19 protein-coding genes are annotated in these 19438 nt (G+C 69.2%); 13 read left to right on the top strand and 6 right to left on the bottom strand.

Going from position 1 to position 19438, the window contains the following annotated elements:
* Positions 1–48 precede the first annotated feature (48 nt).
* Positions 49–405, top strand: coding sequence for a hypothetical protein (locus tag CSX12_RS18155; RefSeq protein ID WP_225855694.1), 357 nt, complete (start codon positions 49–51; stop codon positions 403–405).
* Positions 406–411: 6 nt separating this feature from the next.
* Here CSX12_RS18155 and CSX12_RS18150 read toward each other — a convergent pair whose 3' ends face one another.
* Positions 412–1002, bottom strand: coding sequence for an Lrp/AsnC family transcriptional regulator (locus CSX12_RS18150; RefSeq protein ID WP_225855773.1), 591 nt, complete (start codon positions 1000–1002; stop codon positions 412–414).
* A 150-nt stretch (positions 1003–1152) separates the two neighbouring features.
* On the opposite strand from CSX12_RS18150, the gene CSX12_RS18145 reads away from it, so the two are divergent.
* The 5 genes from CSX12_RS18145 to CSX12_RS18125 are packed head-to-tail and all read left to right on the top strand — an operon-like array spanning position 1153 to position 6355.
* Positions 1153–2736: an ABC transporter substrate-binding protein gene (locus CSX12_RS18145; protein ID WP_124896725.1), complete on the top strand. Its 1584-nt coding sequence runs from the start codon at positions 1153–1155 to the stop codon at positions 2734–2736.
* An 11-nt stretch (positions 2737–2747) separates the two neighbouring features.
* On the top strand, positions 2748–3809 hold the full coding sequence (locus CSX12_RS18140; protein ID WP_124896724.1) for an ABC transporter permease: 1062 nt from the start codon (positions 2748–2750) through the stop codon (positions 3807–3809).
* Positions 3806–4717: an ABC transporter permease gene (locus CSX12_RS18135; RefSeq protein ID WP_124896723.1), complete on the top strand. Its 912-nt coding sequence runs from the start codon at positions 3806–3808 to the stop codon at positions 4715–4717. Before CSX12_RS18140 ends, CSX12_RS18135 begins: the two co-directional genes overlap by 4 nt.
* The gene (locus CSX12_RS18130; RefSeq protein WP_124896722.1) at positions 4714–5523 is read left to right on the top strand and encodes an ABC transporter ATP-binding protein; all 810 of its coding nucleotides are present in this window, start codon (positions 4714–4716) and stop codon (positions 5521–5523) included. The genes CSX12_RS18135 and CSX12_RS18130 overlap by 4 nt, the downstream gene beginning before the upstream one ends.
* A complete protein-coding gene (locus CSX12_RS18125) occupies positions 5516–6355 on the top strand; it encodes an ABC transporter ATP-binding protein (protein WP_124896721.1) in 840 nt (279 codons plus the stop codon). Before CSX12_RS18130 ends, CSX12_RS18125 begins: the two co-directional genes overlap by 8 nt.
* A 225-nt stretch (positions 6356–6580) precedes the next feature.
* Here the strand turns inward: CSX12_RS18125 and CSX12_RS18120 are convergent, their stop codons facing one another.
* Entirely contained in the window at positions 6581–7285 is a 705-nt protein-coding gene (locus tag CSX12_RS18120) for a hypothetical protein (RefSeq protein ID WP_124896720.1), read from the bottom strand.
* A gap of 254 nt (positions 7286–7539) precedes the next feature.
* Between CSX12_RS18120 and rpsF the strand changes: the two genes are divergently transcribed.
* The 5 genes from rpsF to CSX12_RS18095 all read left to right on the top strand — a co-directional run bounded on the left by rpsF (position 7540) and on the right by CSX12_RS18095 (position 11873).
* Positions 7540–7908, top strand: coding sequence for a 30S ribosomal protein S6 (rpsF, locus tag CSX12_RS18115; RefSeq protein ID WP_017203801.1), 369 nt, complete (start codon positions 7540–7542; stop codon positions 7906–7908).
* Positions 7909–7913: 5 nt separating this feature from the next.
* Positions 7914–8420: a single-stranded DNA-binding protein gene (locus CSX12_RS18110; protein WP_017203800.1), complete on the top strand. Its 507-nt coding sequence runs from the start codon at positions 7914–7916 to the stop codon at positions 8418–8420.
* Between the two features lie 78 nt (positions 8421–8498).
* A complete protein-coding gene (rpsR, locus tag CSX12_RS18105; protein ID WP_017203799.1) occupies positions 8499–8753 on the top strand; it encodes a 30S ribosomal protein S18 in 255 nt (84 codons plus the stop codon).
* An 11-nt stretch (positions 8754–8764) separates the two neighbouring features.
* Positions 8765–9217 (top strand): 50S ribosomal protein L9, encoded by a 453-nt coding sequence (rplI, locus tag CSX12_RS18100; protein WP_017203798.1) that lies wholly within the window; start codon positions 8765–8767, stop codon positions 9215–9217.
* Between the two features lie 484 nt (positions 9218–9701).
* Positions 9702–11873 (top strand): CapA family protein, encoded by a 2172-nt coding sequence (locus CSX12_RS18095; protein WP_164479603.1) that lies wholly within the window; start codon positions 9702–9704, stop codon positions 11871–11873.
* Positions 11874–12106: 233 nt separating this feature from the next.
* On the opposite strand, the gene CSX12_RS18090 is transcribed toward CSX12_RS18095, so the two are convergent.
* On the bottom strand, positions 12107–13807 hold the full coding sequence (locus CSX12_RS18090; RefSeq protein WP_241160512.1) for a chaplin family protein: 1701 nt from the start codon (positions 13805–13807) through the stop codon (positions 12107–12109).
* 101 nt (positions 13808–13908) lie between these two features.
* Positions 13909–14919 carry a hypothetical protein gene (locus CSX12_RS18085; protein WP_241160511.1) on the bottom strand — a complete coding sequence of 337 codons (1011 nt, stop codon included), beginning with the start codon at positions 14917–14919 and terminating at the stop codon, positions 13909–13911.
* A 528-nt stretch (positions 14920–15447) separates the two neighbouring features.
* On the opposite strand from CSX12_RS18085, the gene dnaB reads away from it, so the two are divergent.
* Positions 15448–16821 (top strand): replicative DNA helicase, encoded by a 1374-nt coding sequence (dnaB, locus tag CSX12_RS18080; RefSeq protein ID WP_017203792.1) that lies wholly within the window; start codon positions 15448–15450, stop codon positions 16819–16821.
* A 33-nt stretch (positions 16822–16854) separates the two neighbouring features.
* Here dnaB and CSX12_RS18075 read toward each other — a convergent pair whose 3' ends face one another.
* Positions 16855–17832, bottom strand: a complete 978-nt coding sequence (locus tag CSX12_RS18075) for a DUF2332 domain-containing protein (RefSeq protein ID WP_124896717.1) — start codon at positions 17830–17832, stop codon at positions 16855–16857.
* A 130-nt stretch (positions 17833–17962) separates the two neighbouring features.
* Here CSX12_RS18075 and CSX12_RS18070 point away from each other — a divergent pair, with 130 nt between their 5' ends.
* Entirely contained in the window at positions 17963–18583 is a 621-nt protein-coding gene (locus CSX12_RS18070; RefSeq protein WP_124896716.1) for a class I SAM-dependent methyltransferase, read from the top strand.
* Positions 18584–18592: 9 nt separating this feature from the next.
* Here the strand turns inward: CSX12_RS18070 and CSX12_RS18065 are convergent, their stop codons facing one another.
* Positions 18593–19417, bottom strand: coding sequence for an aldo/keto reductase (locus tag CSX12_RS18065; RefSeq protein ID WP_124896715.1), 825 nt, complete (start codon positions 19415–19417; stop codon positions 18593–18595).
* Between the last annotated feature and the right edge of the window lie 21 nt (positions 19418–19438).

Genomic DNA, 19438 nt, shown 5'->3' with positions numbered 1-19438 from the left:
GCACGCCCGCGCGACCGGCCGGTGAGCGCATCCTCCATAATCGAGGATGTGACTGCGACTGCAACCCTTCCCTCCCTCGACGGCCGCCGCTTCCGGATGGTGTCGTCCACGACCTCGGCGGTCGACCCGGAATCCCCGAGCATCTTCGAGTACTTCGAGCGCGACGGCGCGATCTGGGGCGGGTACGAAGGCGACACGGTCACCTTCGGGAAGTTCGTCGGCACCCGCACCGGCGACACGATCTGGGTGTCGTTCGTGCACGTGCTCAAGAGCGACGGCACGGTCGTGACCGGCGACGGCGAGAGCGAACTGGAGCTGACCGACGACGGCGGCATCCGCCTCGTCGAGCACTACGAGATGCACGGACTGCCGCAGCTGAGCGTGTGCGAGGAGATCTCGGCCTGACGCGGGTCAGCGCGGCGGAAGCGTGTCCCGGCCAGGCGAGGCGGGCGTCCACCGCGTCATGCCCAGTGGCGCGTCGACGCTGCTGCGCTCCGGCAGATCGCCCGGCAGCAGGTAGGGGCGACGGATCACCTCGTCGAGCACGACGACGCTGACCACGGTGCGCACCTCGGGCAGCTGGGCGATCACCCCGGTGGAGAACTCGTGCACGCCGCTGACATCGACGGCCCGGATGAGCAGCATCGCATCGTGCTCGCCCGTCGTGATGGCGCACCACTCGACATCGGGCATCTCGGTCACGCGCTCGCGGAACGAGGCCCAGGCCTGCGGCATCACCGTGACGAACACGAGCGCCCCGATCGACAGCCCGGCCTTCGCCTGATCCACGCGGGCACTGAAGCCGGTGATCACCCCGTCGTGCACGAGCGACTCGACGCGGGTGTAGGCGTTCGCGCGAGAGATGCCGACCTTGTCGGCGAGGGCGGCGATCGAGACACGACCGTTATCGCGGAGCACTTCGAGGATTCTGTACGCCGTCTCGTCCAAGGGTGCGGCACTTCGTCCAGAATGCTTCGACTCTTCCGCATTCTTGCTGGACATATTGTTACCCACAATCGAGGTTCTGGACAGAGCGTGCCGAGGTGACCCGCTCTTGCTGGACACATCGTCGCATATGATGCGAATCTGATCCACGGTCGTCCACATCGGTGGCGGCTCACCCGAATGTACTCCTCGCCCTTGGAGGCCCTCATGTCGTCACGCCGTATCACGCCGGTCATCGCGCTCGGAGCCGTCGCGCTCCTCGCGCTCGCAGGTTGCTCGGGAGGGAACTCGGCGAATAACGGCGACTCCTCGCAGGGCTCCGACTCCCTCGTCATCGACACCGCGTTCTCGATCGAGACGACCGACCCGGGTCACACCTACGACCCGACCGGCAACATGATCGCCAAGGCGCTCTACGAGACCCTCGTCGACTTCGAGGGCTCTGACGTCTCCACCCCGGTTCCGGGCCTCGCGTCGTGGGAGCAGAACGACGAGGCGACCGAGTTCACTTTCACCCTCGAGGGAGACCGCGTCTTCTCCGACGGTTCGCCCATCGAGGCGAAGGACGTCGTGTTCTCGCTGCAGCGCATCCAGGGCATGGAAGACGCCAAGCCGAACTTCCTCCTCGGCGGCCTGACCATCACCGAGGTCGACGACAAGACGATCCAGTTCACGTCCGAGACCCCGCTGCTGCAGCTGCCGGCGATCCTCGCGAACCCGGCGCTCGGCATCGTCAACTCCGACGTGGTGATGGAGAACGGCGGCGCGATCGACGGCACCGACTCGGCGCAGAAGTTCCTCGACGGCGAGTCGGCGGGCTCCGGTCCGTTCGTGCTCGACACCCTCGACCTCAGCTCGCAGGTCGTGCTGACGAAGAACGACGAGTACAACGGCGACGAAGCGTCGGACTACAAGCGCGTGGTCGTGCGCAACGTCTCCGAGAGCGCGACGCAGCTCGCCAACCTCAAGGGCGGCGACTCGATGGTCGCGATGGACCTCAACGGCGACCAGGTCGCCGGTCTCGGCGACGACATCACCGTCGACTCCGTTCCTTCCGGTCAGACCATCTTCCTGCTGCTGAACCAGGGCGCCGCCGGCGGCGACCTGGCGAACGTCAAGATCGCCGAGGCCATCCGGTACGCGCTCGACTACGACGCGCTGCTGGAGCTCGCCGGCGCCGGCGCCGTGCAGGCGACGGGCGTCATCCCGCCCGGATTCGAGGGTGCCCTCGACAGCGGCGTGGAGCAGGACCTCGACAAGGCGAAGGCCGCCCTCGCGGAAGCCGGCTACACCGGTCAGACGCTCAAGCTGCAGTTCCCGAACGACTACCCGGTCGGCGGCGTGGAGTTCACCCCGCTCGCCGAGCGCGTGCAGGCGCAGCTCGAAGACGCCGGCATCACGGTCGACCTCGCCCCCGCGCCGTTCGCGACCGAGCTCGACGCCTACGTCAACGGCACCGAGGGCTTCGGCCTGTGGTTCTGGGGCCCGGACTACGCCGACTCGGCGAACTTCCTGCCCTTCGCTCCCGGTCTGAAGGTCGGTCTCCGCGCCGGCTGGGCGGCCGAGGCCAACCCGGAGATCGCCGGCATCGCCGCGGGTGCCGCGGCAGCGACCGACCCCGAGCAGCGCACGGCCGCCTTCACCGCGTTCGCTGAGGCGATGCAGGCCGAGGGTCCCTTCGTCCCGCTCATCGTTCCCGGCCGCAACATCTCCTCCGCCGACAGCGTGAAGGGCGCCGTGTACAACTCCGTGTGGGAGATGGACATCGCCGAGATCACGCCCGCCGGCTGATCGGACGACTCATGACGACAGTGGCCGTGCAGAGGCAGGCGCAGCGGCGCCGCTCGCCTCTGATCGGATACCTGCTGCGGCGGGCCGGCACCTCCCTGCTCCTGCTGGTGGGCGTGACGATCGTCACCTTCGCGCTCACCAACCTGGTGCCGGGAGACCCGGTCTCGGCCGCACTCGGTGAGGGCGCGTCGCAGAACCCCGCGACGCGCGAGGCGTTCATCAAGGCGAACGGACTCGACCAGCCACTGTTCGTGCAGTACTTCATCTATATGGGGAACCTGCTCCGCGGGGACCTCGGCACGTCGCTGGTGACCGGACGCCCGGTCACCAGCGACCTCGCCACCGCCGTTCCGGCGACGATCGAGATCGCGATCGGCGCGATCATCGTCAGCCTCGCGGTCAGCATCGTGCTCGGCACGCTTGCGGCCTACCGCCGCGGACTCGTCACCGACCAGGTCATCCGCGTCGTGACGCTCGTCGGCCTCAGCGTCCCGACCTTCTGGCTGGCGCTGGTCAGCTTCTACGTGTTCTTCCTGGAGCTGCGCATCGCTCCGGGTTCCGGCCGCATCTCGCCGTCGATCACCCCGCCGCCGCGCGTCACCGGGCTCTACACCGTCGACTACCTCCTCAACGGAGACGCGGTCGGCTTCTTCGACGCCCTCGCGCATCTCGCTCTTCCGGTCACGGTGCTCTCGCTCGTGACCATCGGACTGCTGACCCGCTTCATCCGCACCTCGGTGCTCGAGGTGCTCGGCAGCGACTACGTGCGCGCGGCCCGCGCCAAGGGACTCCCGGCCATGCGTGTGATCCTCGACTACGTGCTGCGCGGAGCATCGCTGCCGATCCTCACCGTCGTGGGTGTCGCGTTCGGGGCCCTGCTCTCCGGCACGGTGCTCGTCGAGTCGGTGTTCGCTTGGCCGGGCCTAGGCACCTACGCCTACAACTCCGCCGCGAACCTCGACCTGCCCGGCATCATGGGCGTCGGTCTCGTGGTCGGCGTCATCTACCTCCTCATCAACTTCATCGTCGACCTGCTCTACGGCGTGCTCGACCCGAGAGTGAGGATCGCATGAGCCGCATCGCCGCAGCGCCCCCCGCCGGACGCTTCCGTTTCCGCTGGCCGCGTGCCTGGCGCACCCCGCTCGGCATCATCGGCACCGTGATCGCCGGTGCGTGGATCATCGTCGCCTTCACCGCGCAGTGGTGGGTGCCGTACCCGCCGAACGCGCAGGTGCTCCCTCGGCTCCAGGCGCCGGGCATCGACACGCTCCTCGGCACCGACGGCAACGGCCGCGACATCTTCTCTCGTCTGATGACGGGTGCCACCGTGAGCCTGCCGCTCGCGCTCATGCTCGTGATCGCCGCCATGATCATCGGCACGCTCATCGGTGCGCTCGCCGGATACTTCGGTGGGTGGGTCGACGAGACCCTCATGCGCATCACCGACCTGTTCATGGCGTTCCCGACCGTGATCCTCGCGATGGTGGTCGCCGCCTCGCTCGGGCCGTCGCTGTTCAACGCGGTGATCGCGGCGATCGTGGTCTCGTGGCCGCAGTACTCCCGCGTCACGCGCAGCATCGTGCTCGGCCTGCGCGGACAGAACTACGTGATCGCCGGTCGCCTGCTCGGGCACTCGCCGGCGCGCACGCTGTTCGTCGACATCCTCCCGAACATCGCCGGCCCGGTCCTGGTGCTCGCGACGCTCGACATCGGCGCGGCGATCCTGCTCCTCTCGGGACTGTCCTTCCTCGGTCTGGGCGCGCAGCCGCCGACGGCCGAGTGGGGGTCGATGATCTCCGGCGCGATGCAGAACTTCGATGCCTGGTGGCTCGGAGTCTTCCCCGGTCTCGCGATCCTCACGGTGGTGCTCGCGTTCAACTTCCTCGGAGATGCGATGCGCGACGTGCTCGACCCGACGGCCGAGATCACGCATGAGAAGGCCGCAGAGCACAAGGCGTCGGCGACGGGAGTGGCCGCATGAGCGCCTCGACCCTCAGCATCCGCGACCTGACCATCGACATCGGCCGTCCGCTCGTGAAGGGAGTCTCGCTCGAGCTCGAGGCCGGCCGCATCCACGGCCTCGCCGGGGAATCCGGATCGGGAAAGACCCTCACCTCGCTCGCCGTGCTCGGGCTGCTGCCGCGTCAGGCGCGCGTCGGCGGGTCGATCCTGCTCGCCGGGGAGGAGCTGGTGGGCCTGAAGCGCCGCTCCCTCAACACGGTGCGCGGCAAGCGGATCGCCATGGTGTTCCAGGATCCGTCGGCGTCGCTGCACCCGCAGCTGCCCGTCGGTCGTCAACTCACCGATCACATGCGCGTGCATCTCGGGCTCAAGGGTGCCGCGGCACGGGAACGCGCCGTCGAACTGCTCGAGATCGTGCAGGTGCCGAACCCGGCGGAGGCGCTAAAGCGCTACCCCCACCAGTTCTCGGGTGGACAGCGCCAGCGCATCGCGATCGCCTGTGCCCTTGCCTGCGACCCCGAGGTGCTGCTGGCGGATGAGCCGACCACCGCGCTCGACGTGACGGTGCAGGCGGGGATCCTTCAGCTGCTGCGAGACCTCGCCGTGGAGCGGAACCTCGCCGTGCTGCTCGTGACCCACGACCTGGGCGTGATGAGCGCGATCGCCGACACGGTGGCCGTGATGAAGGACGGCCGGATCGTGGAGCTCGCCGACCGCGAGACGCTGTTCCGCGATCCGCAGCACGAGTACACGCGTATGCTGCTCGCGGCCCTGCCGGGTTCGCGCATCGATGAGGCACCGGAAGGGCAGGCGGCAGATGAGTGAGGTCGCAGTCCTCGACGCGCAGGACGTGGTGGTTCGGTACCCGGGCAACCCGCCGGTGATCGCCGTGAACGGCGTGTCGATCCGTGTGGCTGCGGGGGAGACCGTCGCCCTCGTCGGCGAGTCCGGCAGTGGCAAGTCCAGCCTCGCCCGTGCCGTGGTCGGCATCGAGAAGATCGCCGGCGGCACCGTGCGGTTCCGTGATGCCCCGGTGTCGCCGCTCGGCATCCGCCGTCGCTCGATCGCGCTGACCGGCATCCAGATGGTGTTCCAGGACCCGGCGACCTCGCTGAATCCGCGGCGCCGGGTCGGTGACCAGATCGCCGACGGCATCGCCACCGCCAGAGCGCGGGGTGCCGAAGGGTCGACGGTCGAGGAGTGGCTCGAGCGCGTCGGGCTGCCGACGAACGTGAGCACCCGCTTCCCGCACCAGTTCTCGGGCGGGCAGAAGCAGCGCATCGCGATCGCCAGGGCGCTGGCGGCTCGACCGTCGCTGCTCGTGGCCGACGAGCCGATCTCGGCGCTCGATGCGTCGACCCAGACGAGTGTCGCCGGCCTGATGCGCGACCTGGTGGCCGAGTCGGGTGCGGGCATGCTGTTCATCTCGCACGACCTCGCCGTGGTGCGCCGCATCGCCGACCGCACCTTCGTGATGTTCGGCGGTCGCGTGCTGGAGTCGGGTCCGACGAATCAGCTCTGGGCCGCTCCGCAGCATCCCTACACGCAGGCGCTCCTGGCGGCGATCCCGGAGCCCGACGGCGCGGGCCGCATCCCCGCCGCTCCGTCGACCGACGACCGCATCGTCTGGGCCGAGGTCCCGCCCGTCGCCTACTGACGCGCTGAACCCGGCATCCCGCTCACTCGGAGTGTCGGCGGGGCCGGGCCTTCGTGTGCCGCCGCAGCGACGTCACGACTCCGAAGACGAACACGAGGCGCCGGGCACAGCTCAGCTCATCATCGGATGGACGCTTCTCGCGGCTCCGGTGCTCTTCTGGACGGGGCCGACCCGCACACGAGGGGCCGGCGCGCAATGCGCCGGCCCCTCGGCGTCACTCGCGGATCAGAGCGGTGCGACGATGTCCTGCTTCACGTCCCACTCGGTGATCTCCATCGCGACCTCCAGCGACTGCCCCTCGATCGAGGCGGTGCTGGTGGAGGCGAGGTTGACGTAGTCGTCGGTCACTTCGAAGAGGACCTCGACCTCCGTGCCCTGCTGTTCGATCGTGCCGGTGAGGAGGTGGACCTTCTCACCCAGCCGCTCACCGGTGCCGGTCACGGTGAACTCGCCGGTGAGGGCCTGTGCGGCCGTCGCCGGGTCGAGGGACGTGATGTTGGCGGCGCTGGAGCTGAGGGCGGCGATCACGGGGTCGCTCGAGGACGGGTCGGCAGGCTGCCAGTCGGTCTGGGGAGACTTCACCCAGACGTCGTCGCCGATCGCGATCAGCGATCCAGCAGGCGAGATGGACTCGATGGCCTTCTCGGACGGGTTGAAGCGCGCGGTCGACTCCACGCCCATCACGCTGGTCTTCCCCGCATAGCCCGCCGTGTCCGACATCGCGTCGGCGATGCACGCGCCGAGCTCCGTGCCGTCGATCGTGGCGCCCTCCGTCAGTTCGGGGCAGTCCGTGCTCGGTGCCTCGGTCTCCTGCGTCGCGCCGCTGGCAGGCGTCGACGCGGCCGGCTCCTCCGATCCGCCGGCGGTGCATCCGGTGAGTACGACGGCGGCGGCGAGGATGACGCCGACCCCCCATTTGTTGACGCGCATCGCGTCCCCCCTCTGGTCGCGTGCGTCGGTGACGGTCACCGGGCACGCGTCCCAGCATGCCAAAATCTCGTGTTCCTGTCGGCCCCTTGGATGGCGAGACGGTGGCCGTTCGCGGCGACGGCCCGCTTCCGCTAGACTGTCGAGGTTGTCTGCCTTCCGGCATCCATTCGGGATTCCTCGGGCGGGCACGTGCACACACCCTCCTGCTTCCGGGAAATCCTCGGAAGCCGTTCTAGTCCGAAGGAGGTGGGTAAGTGACGCACCAGTACGAACTCATGGTCATTCTGACCCCCGAGATCGACGAGCGCCAGGTCGCTCCCACGCTCGACAAGTTCCTGAAGGTCATCACCAACGATGGTGGCTCGATCGACAACGTCGACATCTGGGGCAAGCGCCGTCTGGCCTACGAGATCCAGAAGAAGACCGAGGGCATCTACGCCGTCGTCAACTTCACCGCGACCAGCGAGGCCACGCAGGAGCTCGACCGTCAGCTCAAGCTGAACGAGCAGATCATGCGCACCAAGGTCCTCCGCTCGGAAGAGGCTCAGGCGATGGTCGCTTCGGAGGCCAAGCGCACCGAAGAGAAGGCTGCCCGCAAGGCCGCCAAGGCTGCGAAGGCCTAAGTCCCATGGCAGGCGAAACCGTCATCACCGTGGTGGGCAACCTCACGGCCGACCCCGAGCTGCGCTACACGCAGAACGGGCTGCCGGTGGCGAACTTCACCATCGCATCGACGCCTCGGAACTTCGACCGTGCCGCGAACGAGTGGAAGGACGGCGAAGCGCTGTTCCTCCGTGCGTCCGTGTGGCGCGAGTTCGCCGAGCACGTGGCGGGTTCTCTGACGAAGGGCATGCGCGTCATCGCGCAGGGCCGTCTGCGTCAGCGCTCCTACCAGGACCGCGAGGGCAACCAGCGCACCGCGATCGAGCTGGAGGTCGACGAGATCGGCCCCTCGCTCCGGTACGCGACCGCGCAGGTCACCCGTGCGGCCTCGACCGGCGGTGGCGGCGGCGGACAGTCTCGCCCCGCGCAGCAGCAGCAGGTGTCGGAGGAGCCGTGGTCCACGCCCGGCTCGTCGACCAGCGCCGATGCCTGGAGCACTCCGGGCAGCTTCGGCGACGACACCCCCTTCTGAAAACACTTCTCTGGCCCTGAGCTGGACCCCTGGGTCCCTGAGCTCATCGAAGGGCCCGCTCATCACTAAGGAAAAACAATGGCTGGAAAGTCGAGCGGCGACCGCCGCAAGCCGCGGAAGGGCGCGAAGAACGCCGCTCCCGCGAAGTCCATCCGGGTCGGTGTCATCGATTACAAGGATGTCGCCACCCTCCGCAAGTTCGTCTCGGAGCGCGGCAAGATCCGCGCCCGTCGTATCACCGGTGTCTCGGTGCAGGAGCAGCGTCTGATCGCCACGGCGATCAAGAACGCGCGCGAAATGGCGCTCCTGCCCTACGCTGGCGCCGGCCGGTAAGGGGTATCGAGATGGCAAAGCTGATTCTCACGAACGAGGTCGCCGGGCTGGGTAGCGCCGGTGACGTGGTCGAGGTCAAGAACGGGTACGCCCGCAACTTCCTCATCCCGCAGGGTTTCGCCACGGCGTGGACCCGCGGTGGCGAAAAGCAGGTCGCATCGATCCAGGCCGCGCGTCAGGCACGCGCGATCCACGACCGCGACGAGGCTGTGGCCCTGAAGAACACGCTCGAGGGCACCAAGGTGCGCCTCGCGGTGAAGGCTGGCAAGGAAGGCCGTCTCTTCGGCTCGGTGAAGACCGCCGATGTCGCAGAGGCCGTCTCGGCTGCGGGCCTCGGCTCGATCGACAAGCGCAAGGTGCACATCACCTCGCCGATCAAGGCGACCGGTGAGCACGAGGCGACCGTGCGTCTGCACGAAGACGTCACCGCAGTCATCACGCTGCAGGTCGTCGCCGCCAAGTAAGCACACGCGGCAACGCCCCCTGTCCCTCGGGACAGGGGGCGTTCGTCATCCCCGCCGCTCATCCCCGCCGCTCATCCCCGCCCGCCATCCCCGCCCGGCGCCACGTCCCGTTCCTTTCCCGGACGGATGTCGGACGACGGGACGGATGTCGGACGAACAGGGCCGTCCCGGCCCGACATCCGTCCATCGGCCCGACATCCGTACCTCCTCCGGATCTGCGCGACCGCCGCGCCCGTCATCATGGCGACGCCCACGCCCAAGCTCGTTCCGCCGAGGAGAAGCGGGGCGCTGAGTGTCGCCGAACCGTTCGCGACGGCGGTCAGGGTGAGGGCGTGCGACATCATGGGCCCACCCTAGAGACCGGGATGTTGCGGGAGCGTATGCAGAACTTCGTACGCTCCGGCAACATCGCACGCCGTTGAATCGGTCTCATGATCACTCGACGTCTCGCCGCCTCCGCACGACGACGAAGCGACGCGTCAGCGTGAGCGAAAGCTCTCCCGCCCCCGCCCCCGTTTCGCGTGCCGCCTGGGGCGACGCGGCGAAGGGGCTCCTCATCGTGCTCGTGGTCTTCTGGCATGTGGTGCTGAAGACCTACCTGCAGGTCGACTGGCGGATCGGCATCCCCATCCCCGGCGTGTGGGGACTCGCGAGCGACATGATCTGGCCGTTCCTGATGCCGCTGTTCCTGTTCCTGTCGGGATACTTCGCCGCCGACGCACTCCAGCGCCCGTGGGCAGCCGTGCTGCGTCCGCGCGTCCTCCGCTTCCTGTACCTCTATCTGCTGTGGACGCTCATCCACATGGCCGCGATGTGGGCGTTCCCCGACTTCCCGACGCTCGTGCCGCGCAGCGTCTCGGAGTTCGTGGAGGCGCTCACGATCAGTCCGCCGAACACCTGGTACCTCTACGCGCTCGCCCTGTACTTCCTGGTGGCGAAGGGCCTCGATCGTGTGCCGCGGTGGCTGCTCATCGCGGTCGCCGGGGCGGTATCCGTCGCGGTGGCGGCAGGGCTCGTGGACGTGGTGAGCAACCGCGGCTCGCTCCTGTACAACCTGGTGTTCTTCCTGGTCGGCGCCTACCTCGCCCCACGCATCCGCACCTTCACGGCTCGCCCCCGCCGACTCGTGGCGGCGGTGCTGATCGCGGGTTACCTGATGGCGTACGCCCTGATGCGGGTGACCGGCACGGAGCTTATGCCGGGGGTCTGGCCCGCGGTCTCGGTGCTGGGGGTGGCGATGGGGCTCGCGGTGGCGCCCCTGCTGCCCGGCGTGCGGCTGCTGGGACCGGGGCTGACCTGGCTCGGCGCCCGGACGCTTCCGATCTACCTGATCCACATGCCGCTTCTCGTCCTCGTCGACGCAGCCCTGGTCGGACCGTTCTCGGACGCGGGAAACGTGGTCCAGCTCGTGGCGGCGGTGCTGCTTCCCGTCGTCCTGACCGGGGGGCTCGTCGCCGCCTGCGTCCTCCTTGCGCGTCTTACGGACCGCGACGGTGCGGCCTGGCTGTGGGACCTGCCGCACCGTCGCTCCGTCGCCGTCCCGACCGGGGCGTCAGCGCTGCGCGGACGGGGTCCGTGGCGGACGCCCGTCGCCGTGCTCGTCCTCGGGGCGCTGGGTGCGGGTCTGGCTGCCGCAGCGGCGGTACCCGCTCGACCGGCGGAGATCCCTGATGCGGCGGGAGCGCGTGCCGGGGAGGTGAGCATCGGCGCGACGGGCGACATCCTGCTGTACGACGTGGGCCATGGCATCCCGGACGACCGTGGCCGAACGTACTTCGACGACGTGCGATCCTGGTTCACCCAAGACCTCGTCACGGGCAACCTCGAGCAGGCGATCACCGACGACACCGGCTACGACAAGTGCGGAGGGAACGACAGCTGCCTGGCGTTCCGCAGCGAGCCGGACGCGGCCGCCTTCCTCAGCGGCTTCGACATCCTCAACCAGGCGAACAACCACAGTCATGACTATGGTCGTGCGGGCTTCGACGAGACCCGAGACCTGCTGCGAGACGTCGGCATCGACGCGGTGGGCGAGCGGAACGAGATCGTGACGACGCGGATCGGAGGTGTCACGGTCGCGATGGTCGGGTTCGCGCCGTACGGAGGGTTCAACCGCGTCACGGATCTCCGCCACGTGCGGCAGGTCGTGCGGGCCGCCGCGGCGCAGGCCGACATCGTCATCGTCCACGCTCACATGGGAGCCGAGGGACCGGACGCGGATGCCGTGACGCCGGGCACGGAAGTCATGTTTGGCGAGAACCGCGGAGACCCGATCGCCTTCGCGCACGTGGCCGTCGACGCGGGGGCGGACCTCGTGATCGGACACGGTCCCCACGTCCTGCGCGGAGCGGAGCTCTACCGCGGACGTCTCATCGCGTACAGCCTCGGGAACTTCGGCGGGGGCGGCGTCTTCGGTGCGGAGGAGGAGACCCGCTACGGCGCGTATCTCTCGGTCACCCTTCGCGCGGATGGCACTCTCGTGGACGGCGGGCTGCGGTCTGTGCGCTTCGACTTCGCGGGCGGAGCGCCGCAACCCGACCCCACTGGCCGGGCGGCCGAACTCATGAACGAGCGGGGCCGGCGGGACTTCCCGACCACTGCCGCGATCGTCGACGGCGACGGTTCGCTCATCCTGCCCTCGAGTCGCGGGGGCTGAATCGCAGAATCGCACGCTGTCGCACGTTCTGACGCCATCCCTGCGACTCCGACGCGAATCTGCGACGGCGCGACGGATGCCCCGTGGCGGGGTTTCCACGGGGCATCCAGCGCCGGCGTCGACCGACGGGGAGCTGGGGGCTCCTATCCCGTCGGCGTGGGGAACGACGCAGCGGCGCACCGGCGGCGCGGGGTCTCCTCCCCCGAGGACGACCGCACCGCCGGCGCCTGTCGCTACGCCGTCAGACGACGTCGCAGGAGTCCGGCACCTCCGAGGAGGAGCAGCATCGTCGCCAGGGCGACCAGGCCGACGGAGGATTCTCCGCCCGTCATGGCCAGGCCGGCGACGGCGCCGGTGACCGCAGAGCCCGAGGCGGTGACGGCAGCTCCGGTCGAGACCCCGGGGACCGTGACGGCTCCCGGGCCGGTGCCGGGGTTCGTCCCGGGGTCGGTGCCGGGGTCCGTGCCGGGGTCGGTGCCGGGGTTCGTCCCGGGGTCGGTGCCGGGGTCGGTGCCGGGGTCGGTTCCCGGGGTGGTGCCGGGGTCCGTCACCGTGGCCTCGCCGATCACCGAGATCGCATTGCCGCCGACGGTGACTGGCAGACTGATTGGCAGGCCCAGCTGGGTGCCGCCGAGGGTGCTGTCGTCTCCGGTGGTGGTGTTGCCGCCGGTGGTGGGGGCGGGGGTGGTCCCGGTGCTGGTTCCGGTGCTGGTGACGGTGGCGTCGTCGAGGGCGGAGATCGCGTTGCCGGTCACGCCGATGGGGGCGGTGATGGGTGCGGTGATCTGGGTGCCGCCGAGGGTGCTGTCGTCTCCGGTGGTGGTGTTGCCGCCGGTGGTGGGGGCCGGGGTGGTTCCGGTTCCGGTCCCGGTGCCCGATCCCGTGGTCGACGTGTCGCCGAGCAGCGAGATCGCGTTCCCCGACACCGTCACGGGGGCGGTCACCGGAGCGACCGCCTGGGTGCCGCCGAGGATGGCGTCGTCACCGGATGTGCCCGCCGAAGGGGCGGGAGCCGCGGAACCAGAAGGCGCCGCGGAATCCGAGTTCGCCGAGTCGGCGTCGCCGAGCAGCGAGATCGCGTTCCCGGACACCGTCACGGGGGCGGTCACCGGAGCGACGGCCTGGGTGCCGCCGAGGATGGCGTCGTCACCGGATGTGCCCGCCGAAGGGGCGGGAGCCGCGGAACCAGTAGGCGCCGCGGAACCCGAGTTCGCCGAGTCGGCGTCGCCGAGCAGCGAGATCGCGTTCCCGGACACCGTGATCGGCGCCGCGACCGGAGCGACGGCCTGGGTGCCGCTGCCGATGCCGTCCTCACCGGAGGTGGAGGGCTCTGCCGGTGCGGAGGAGGCCGGTGCTGCGGCTCCCTGCGCGGCTGTGTCGGTGCGATCGGCGTCGCCGAGCACCGACACGGCGTTGCCCGTGACGGTCACGGGCGCATCGACCTCGAGCAGCGCCTGGGTGCCCGAGAGCACGCCATCCACGCCGTTCGTGGTCACGAGAGGCGCCCCGGCAGGGGACTCGGCCTGGGGAGCCGAGTTCTGGGGTGTGGGAGCCGGGGCGCTGGTCGAAGAGGTGTCGGTGAGACTCACCGCGTTGTCCGTCACGGTGACGGGCAGGTTCACGGTGACGACCGCCTGAGTGCCGGATGCCGTTCCCGACGACCCGCTGGTCTCCGCGGCGGGTGCCGGGGCCGGAGCGGGAGCCGGCGCAGGGGCGGGAGCGGGAGCGGGAGCGGAGCTGACGGCGTCGTCCAGCACGGAGACGGCGTTGCCCAGCACCGAGATCGGCGCCGAGATGGGCGCCTCCACCTGGGTGCCGGAGAGCAGTCCGTCGTCTCCGCTGGTCTCAGCCGCGTTCGCGGCCGTGGCGCCGAGGAGGGTGATGCCCCCGGCGATGAGCGTGCCCCACAGGGCGCGCTTCAGATAAGTGCGCATGATGCTTCTCCTGACTGAGTGGATCGTCTGATGGGTGCGCGCGATGGGAGTGCGCGCGCAGCACGGCATCTGTCGTCCGCGAGGGACGACGTGACGGTCCGTCAGTCAGGAGAGACGTCGGTGTCGGCGATCCGCGACGCGGGAAGAGCGTCGTCGGCTGCGCCGGGAGTCCGCTCGCCAGCACGGAGCGGAGAAGGTTCCACGTCGCTGACGCGCGCGTGGGCGGCGCCCGCTCCTGAGCCGGAACCGGCGGAGGAGGGGGTCACGGGGGCAGGGGTTCCGGGCAGACTCCCGGACGGCGCCTCGGAGGGCGCGCTGGCGTCGTCGTCCGCCGGCACTGATCCTTCGGGGAACGTGGCGTTGACGGGCGCGGCCGAGGCGGGCGCGGTGTTTCTCAGCCGGAGGTCCTCGTCGTTCGTGCCCGCCACCGCAGGAGTCGCCGTCACGGCGGTCTGCGCGATATCCGTCTCCGTCATGGCGGGTTCGTCGACGCCGACGGGCATCTCGCCGGATCCCGGGGTGAGGGGGTCGATGGCTTCGAGCACGGGCGGCACGGTCGCATCCGTCACGTCTCCGAGCAGTGCGGTCGTGTCATCGACCACGCCCACGACGTCGTCCACAGCACCGACGACGCCGAGATCGGTCACGAGGTCGCCCACCACGGGGATGTCGGAGACGGCCCCGAGGACCGGGTCGGTGATCTGCGAGACCGGGGAGTCGGAGAGCGCCTCCGTCACGGGAGTGACCACCGCCTCCGCCGTCTCGGCGACCGCGTGCATGACGGGTGCGGCGACAGGACCGACGACGGGTGTCTCGGCGACGGTCTCCGTGACGGTCGACACGACGGCCGGCGCAGCCTGTTGGACCGGGGCGACCACCTGCGTGACGACCGGCGCGACGACCTGCGTCACGACGGGCTTCCCGGGGGCGGTGACCGCGGAGACGGTGGAGCTCACGAGCGAGGTGACACCGTCGAGAGGGCCGTCGGCCTCTTCGTCCGCGTGCGCGGATCCGCCGCCGAGGAGGACGGTGAGGACGGCCCAGACGAGCGCGCCCAGGGCACCCCAGATGACGACGGCGGGTACGCCGCGTCGGGTGGCCGGAACGTCCACGTCGACCTCCCCCTCCGAAGGCAACGGACTTCGACGCAGGTGCGTCGATTGCGGGTGACGATACTCGCGGGGGCGAGTTCTGTCTAGGGGGTTTCCGCGTGATTCCGGGGATGTCCGGGTGTGACGCGCCCGGGCGGATTCCGGCTTGACTTTCCCCAAGTTCTACACATGTCCTCAGGTGAGGAGGCAACCTTCAATCCCCGATTTAAACTGATTCTCATCCACAGGCTGGGGAAACGATTTATCCCTGTTCAAGTGGCATAAAAAAGTTGCCGAACACATCCCTCCACCGGGTTATCCACACCCGTTCTGCACAGACACTCCGACTTTCTCCGCACGCTCTCCACATGGTTATCCACAGGCCGTGTTGCATGGGGAAAGAGTCGCTCGTAGCGTGGGCGAGCGACCGAATGTCGGAGGCAGCTGTTTCGCTGGTCGGGTGGCGTGAGGGCCGAGAGCCGCACGGACTCGCCGCAGAAGCGCCTCATCAGAACATCGCATCGGAAACGTCGCATCGAAGGGAACACTGTGTCGATCGCCGACATCTCAGAGGAGCGCCTCGGAGGGCAGCGCAAGCCCGAGCGAACACCTCCGCACGACCTCCTGGCGGAGCAGAGCGCACTGGGTGGAATGCTCCTGTCGAAGGACGCCGTCGCCGACGTGATCGAGACGCTCAAGGGCGCCGACTTCTACATCCCGAAGCACGAGCTGATCTTCGAGGCGATCCTCTCGCTCTACTCCCACGGTGAGCCGACCGACGTCGTCGCGGTCACGGATGAGCTCATCAAGACCGGCGAGCTGGGCCGCGCCGGTGGTGCCGACTACCTGCACACGCTGACCTCGATCGTGCCGACCGCCGCCAACGCCGGCTACTACGCGGGCATCGTCTCGGAGCGCGCGATCCTGCGCCGCCTGGTCGACGCGGGCACCCGCATCGTGCAGCTCGGGTATGCGGGTGAGGGCGACGCGACCGACATCGTCAACAACGCCCAGGCCGAGATCTACTCGGTCACCGGAACCGAGACCGCTGAGGACTACGTCCCGCTCACCACCGCGGTGGATGCGGCGATCGAGGAGATCGAGGCCGCCAACGGCCGCGACGGCTCGATGACGGGCATCCCGACCGGATTCAAGGAGCTCGACGAGCTCACCAACGGCTTGCACGGCGGACAGATGATCGTCGTCGCCGCACGACCGGCGATGGGTAAGTCGACGCTCGCCCTCGACTTCGCGCGCGCCGCCTCCATCGGCCACGACTTCCCCTCGATCTTCTTCTCCCTCGAGATGGGCAAGAGCGAGATCGCGATGCGACTGCTCAGCGCCGAGGGCGCGATCCCGCTGCAGAACATGCGCAAGGGAACCCTCGACCCCCGCGACTGGACGACGGTCGCCGCGACCCGCGGTCGTATCAACGACGCCCCGCTGTACATCGACGACAGCCCCAACATGACCCTCGTCGAGATCCGCGCGAAGTGCCGTCGGCTCAAGCAGCGTGCCGGACTCCGCATGGTCATCATCGACTACCTGCAGCTGATGACCTCGGGCAAGCGCGTCGAGTCCCGTCAGCAGGAGGTCTCGGAATTCTCCCGAAGCCTCAAGCTCATCGCGAAGGAGCTTCAGGTTCCCGTCATCGCGCTGTCGCAGCTGAACCGTGGCCCGGAGCAGCGTCAGGACAAGAAGCCCGCGATCAGCGACCTGCGAGAGTCCGGCTCGATCGAGCAGGACGCCGACATGGTGATCCTGCTGCACCGCGACTCGGTCTACGACAAGGACGTGCGTCCGGGCGAGGCCGACCTCATCGTCGCGAAGCACCGTAACGGTCCGACGGCCACGATCACGGTCGCGTTCCAGGGGCACTACTCGCGTTTCGCCGACATGGCCCCGGGCGGCGACTTCCACTGACGCAGGCTCCGACGCTGTGGGAAGGGACAGGCGTCAGCGGGTCCGCAGCCGTCGGAAGCTCTGGCCGTGCGGGCCGACGAGGGCGATCGGCTCCCCGTCTCGGGCGAGGATCGTCCGGCCCCGCGTCTCCGCATCGACCTTCTCGGAGATGAACGGGAGGACACCGGCGCCTTCGTTGCTGATCCACGTGACGTCGTCCATCGAGCGCATCAGGTCGACGAACACGTTTCGGCGTTCCTCCGTCAGGTAGACGAGAACGGCGCTGTGGAACACCACGACTCGGCAATCGGCCGGTGCCTGCGCGACGAGTTCGGGGATCCCGTCGATGATGTCGCCGGCCACCAGATGCGGCGGGTCGCTCGCGACGATCTCGGCCGCGCGGTGGAGGCGCTCGCGTCGCTCGGCGTGCTCCGGCCACACGAGCGTCTCGAGCCAGGCGAGCTGGTCCGCATCCGCCACGTCGATCGGGTTCAGATCCGCGCCCGCTCGCCACGCGATCCGCGGGATGGACGTCGGCAGACTGGGAGCGTCGATCGTGCAGGGGATCTCGACGAGGCTCGGTCCGTCCGCGGGGTGGAGGACGGCGGTGGGTCCGCCATCAACCGTATAGCGGTAGCTGTAGCGGTCGGGGTAGAGGACCAAGCCGGCGGAGGCTCCGGCCTCGATGAGGGCGAGCGGCTCGTCGAGTTCCGCCAGCAGGGGGAGGAGCACCGCGCAGCGCGCCGCCTCGTTGGTCTGGGTCGAGCGGGACATGATCACCGGAACGACCACCTCCCAGTGCTCGATCAGCCAGTCGCGGAACTCGGCGTATCCGCCCACCGGCGCCCCGACGAAGCGGGCTGCGGCGAACACGAGGTTCGGCTGCCTCTTGATCATCGGGAGAGCGCCGATCAGGCCGAGGACCGCCTGATCCTCTGCGACCCCCATCGCCCAGTCGAAGTAGGTCTGCGAGACTCCGGCAGCCTCGGACTCGGCGAACCGGCGGTAGCCGTCAGCGATCCCGTGCGTCATGCCCGCGACACTACCTCCGCCCGGGCCGACTTCAGATGCAGTGAAGCACGCACCGCCCGTGCGTCGGGCAGACGACAGCCTGTTGTCATGATCTCATCGAGAATGGCGGACGAGCCCGGAACGAGGAGTGATGACCGCGAACGAGAGCCCGCAGTCCACACAGCGGGTACGCGAGAGCTACTCCGCCCGAGCGGACGAGTACACGGCGCTCTTCGGCGAGGTCGCGCAGATGGATGCCGTCGACCGGGACCGCATCGCGTCCTGGGCGCAGAGGATCCGCGGTCCGATCCTCGACGCGGGCTGCGGGCCGGGGCACTGGACGGCGTTCCTGGCGGATCGGGGCCATGAGGTCGAGGGCGTCGACCTGGTCCCGGAGTTCGTCGAGGTCGCCATCCGACGTCACCCGCACCTCTCCTATCGGGTGCGGAGCCTGTTCGATCCGGTCATCGCCGAGGCATCGCTCGGCGGCGTGCTCGCCTGGTACTCCCTGATCCACGCGGACGCGGAGGAGCTTCCGGTGCTCCTCCGCGCGATCCGGCGGGGGTTGAAGGAGGGCGGCGGCCTGCTCGTCGGGTTCTTCGACGGGGCCCACGGCGAACCGTTCCCGCATGCGGTGACGACGGCGTACTACTGGTCGGTCGACGGCATGGCACGCCTGCTGGAGCGTGAGGGCTTCGCCGTGGTGGACAGCGATGCCCGCGTGCAGGACGGCAGGCGTCCGCACGCGTCGCTCAGCGCTGTCGCCGTGTGACGCCGCAGCTCAGCCGTTGAACTCGGCAGGGTGCGGGCCGGTGCGCCCGTCTCGCTCGAGCGCGTCGATCGCGCTCAGCTCGTCGTCGGTGAGGACGAAGTCGAACACGTCGAGGTTCTCCGCGATGCGCGCCGGCGTCACGGACTTGGGGATCACGATACGGCCCTGCTGCAGGTGCCAGCGGAGCACGACCTGCGCCGGGGTCTTCGCGTGCCGTTCGGCGATCTCGACGACGGGTGCGTCGCCGAGAACGGCGCCCTGCGCGAGAGGGCTCCATGCCTCGGTCGCGATGCCCCGGGCGGAGTTCGCCTCGACCACCGCCCGGTTCTGCAGTGCGGGGTGGAGCTCGACCTGGTTCACCGCCGGGACGATGCCCCTGTCGGTCGCGATCCGCTCGAGGTGCGCCGGCTCGAAGTTCGAGACGCCGATGGCCCGCACCCTGCCGTCCTCGTACAGCTTCTCGAGTGCCCGCCAGGTCTCGGGGTAGGTGCCGGCGGCGGGCGTCGGCCAGTGGACCAGGTACAGGTCGAGGTGGTCGAGCCCCAGACGATCGAGCGCCTGGTCGTAGGCGCGCAGCGTGGGGTCGTAGCCGTGGTCGCTGATCCAGACCTTCGACGTGATGAAGAGGTCGTCGCGGGCGATGCCCGACTCGGCGATCGCGCGTCCGACGCCGGCTTCGTTGCCGTAGACGGCGGCTGTGTCGATGCTGCGGTAGCCGGCCTCGAGCGCGGCCGCCACAGCGGTGGTGGTCTCGGCGTCGGGCACCTGGAACACGCCGAAGCCGACCTGCGGCATCTCGACGCCGTTGTTCAGGGTGATGGTGGGAATGGTCATTCTCTTCTTCTTCCTGTGGGG

Origin of the sequence: Microbacterium sp. Y-01 (assembly GCF_003856715.1) — a bacterium.
In the GTDB taxonomy this organism is placed as follows: Bacteria; Actinomycetota; Actinomycetes; order Actinomycetales; family Microbacteriaceae; genus Microbacterium; species Microbacterium algeriense.
The sequence above is the reverse complement of the archived record's forward strand: the minus strand, read 5'-3'. Positions and strand labels throughout refer to the sequence as shown.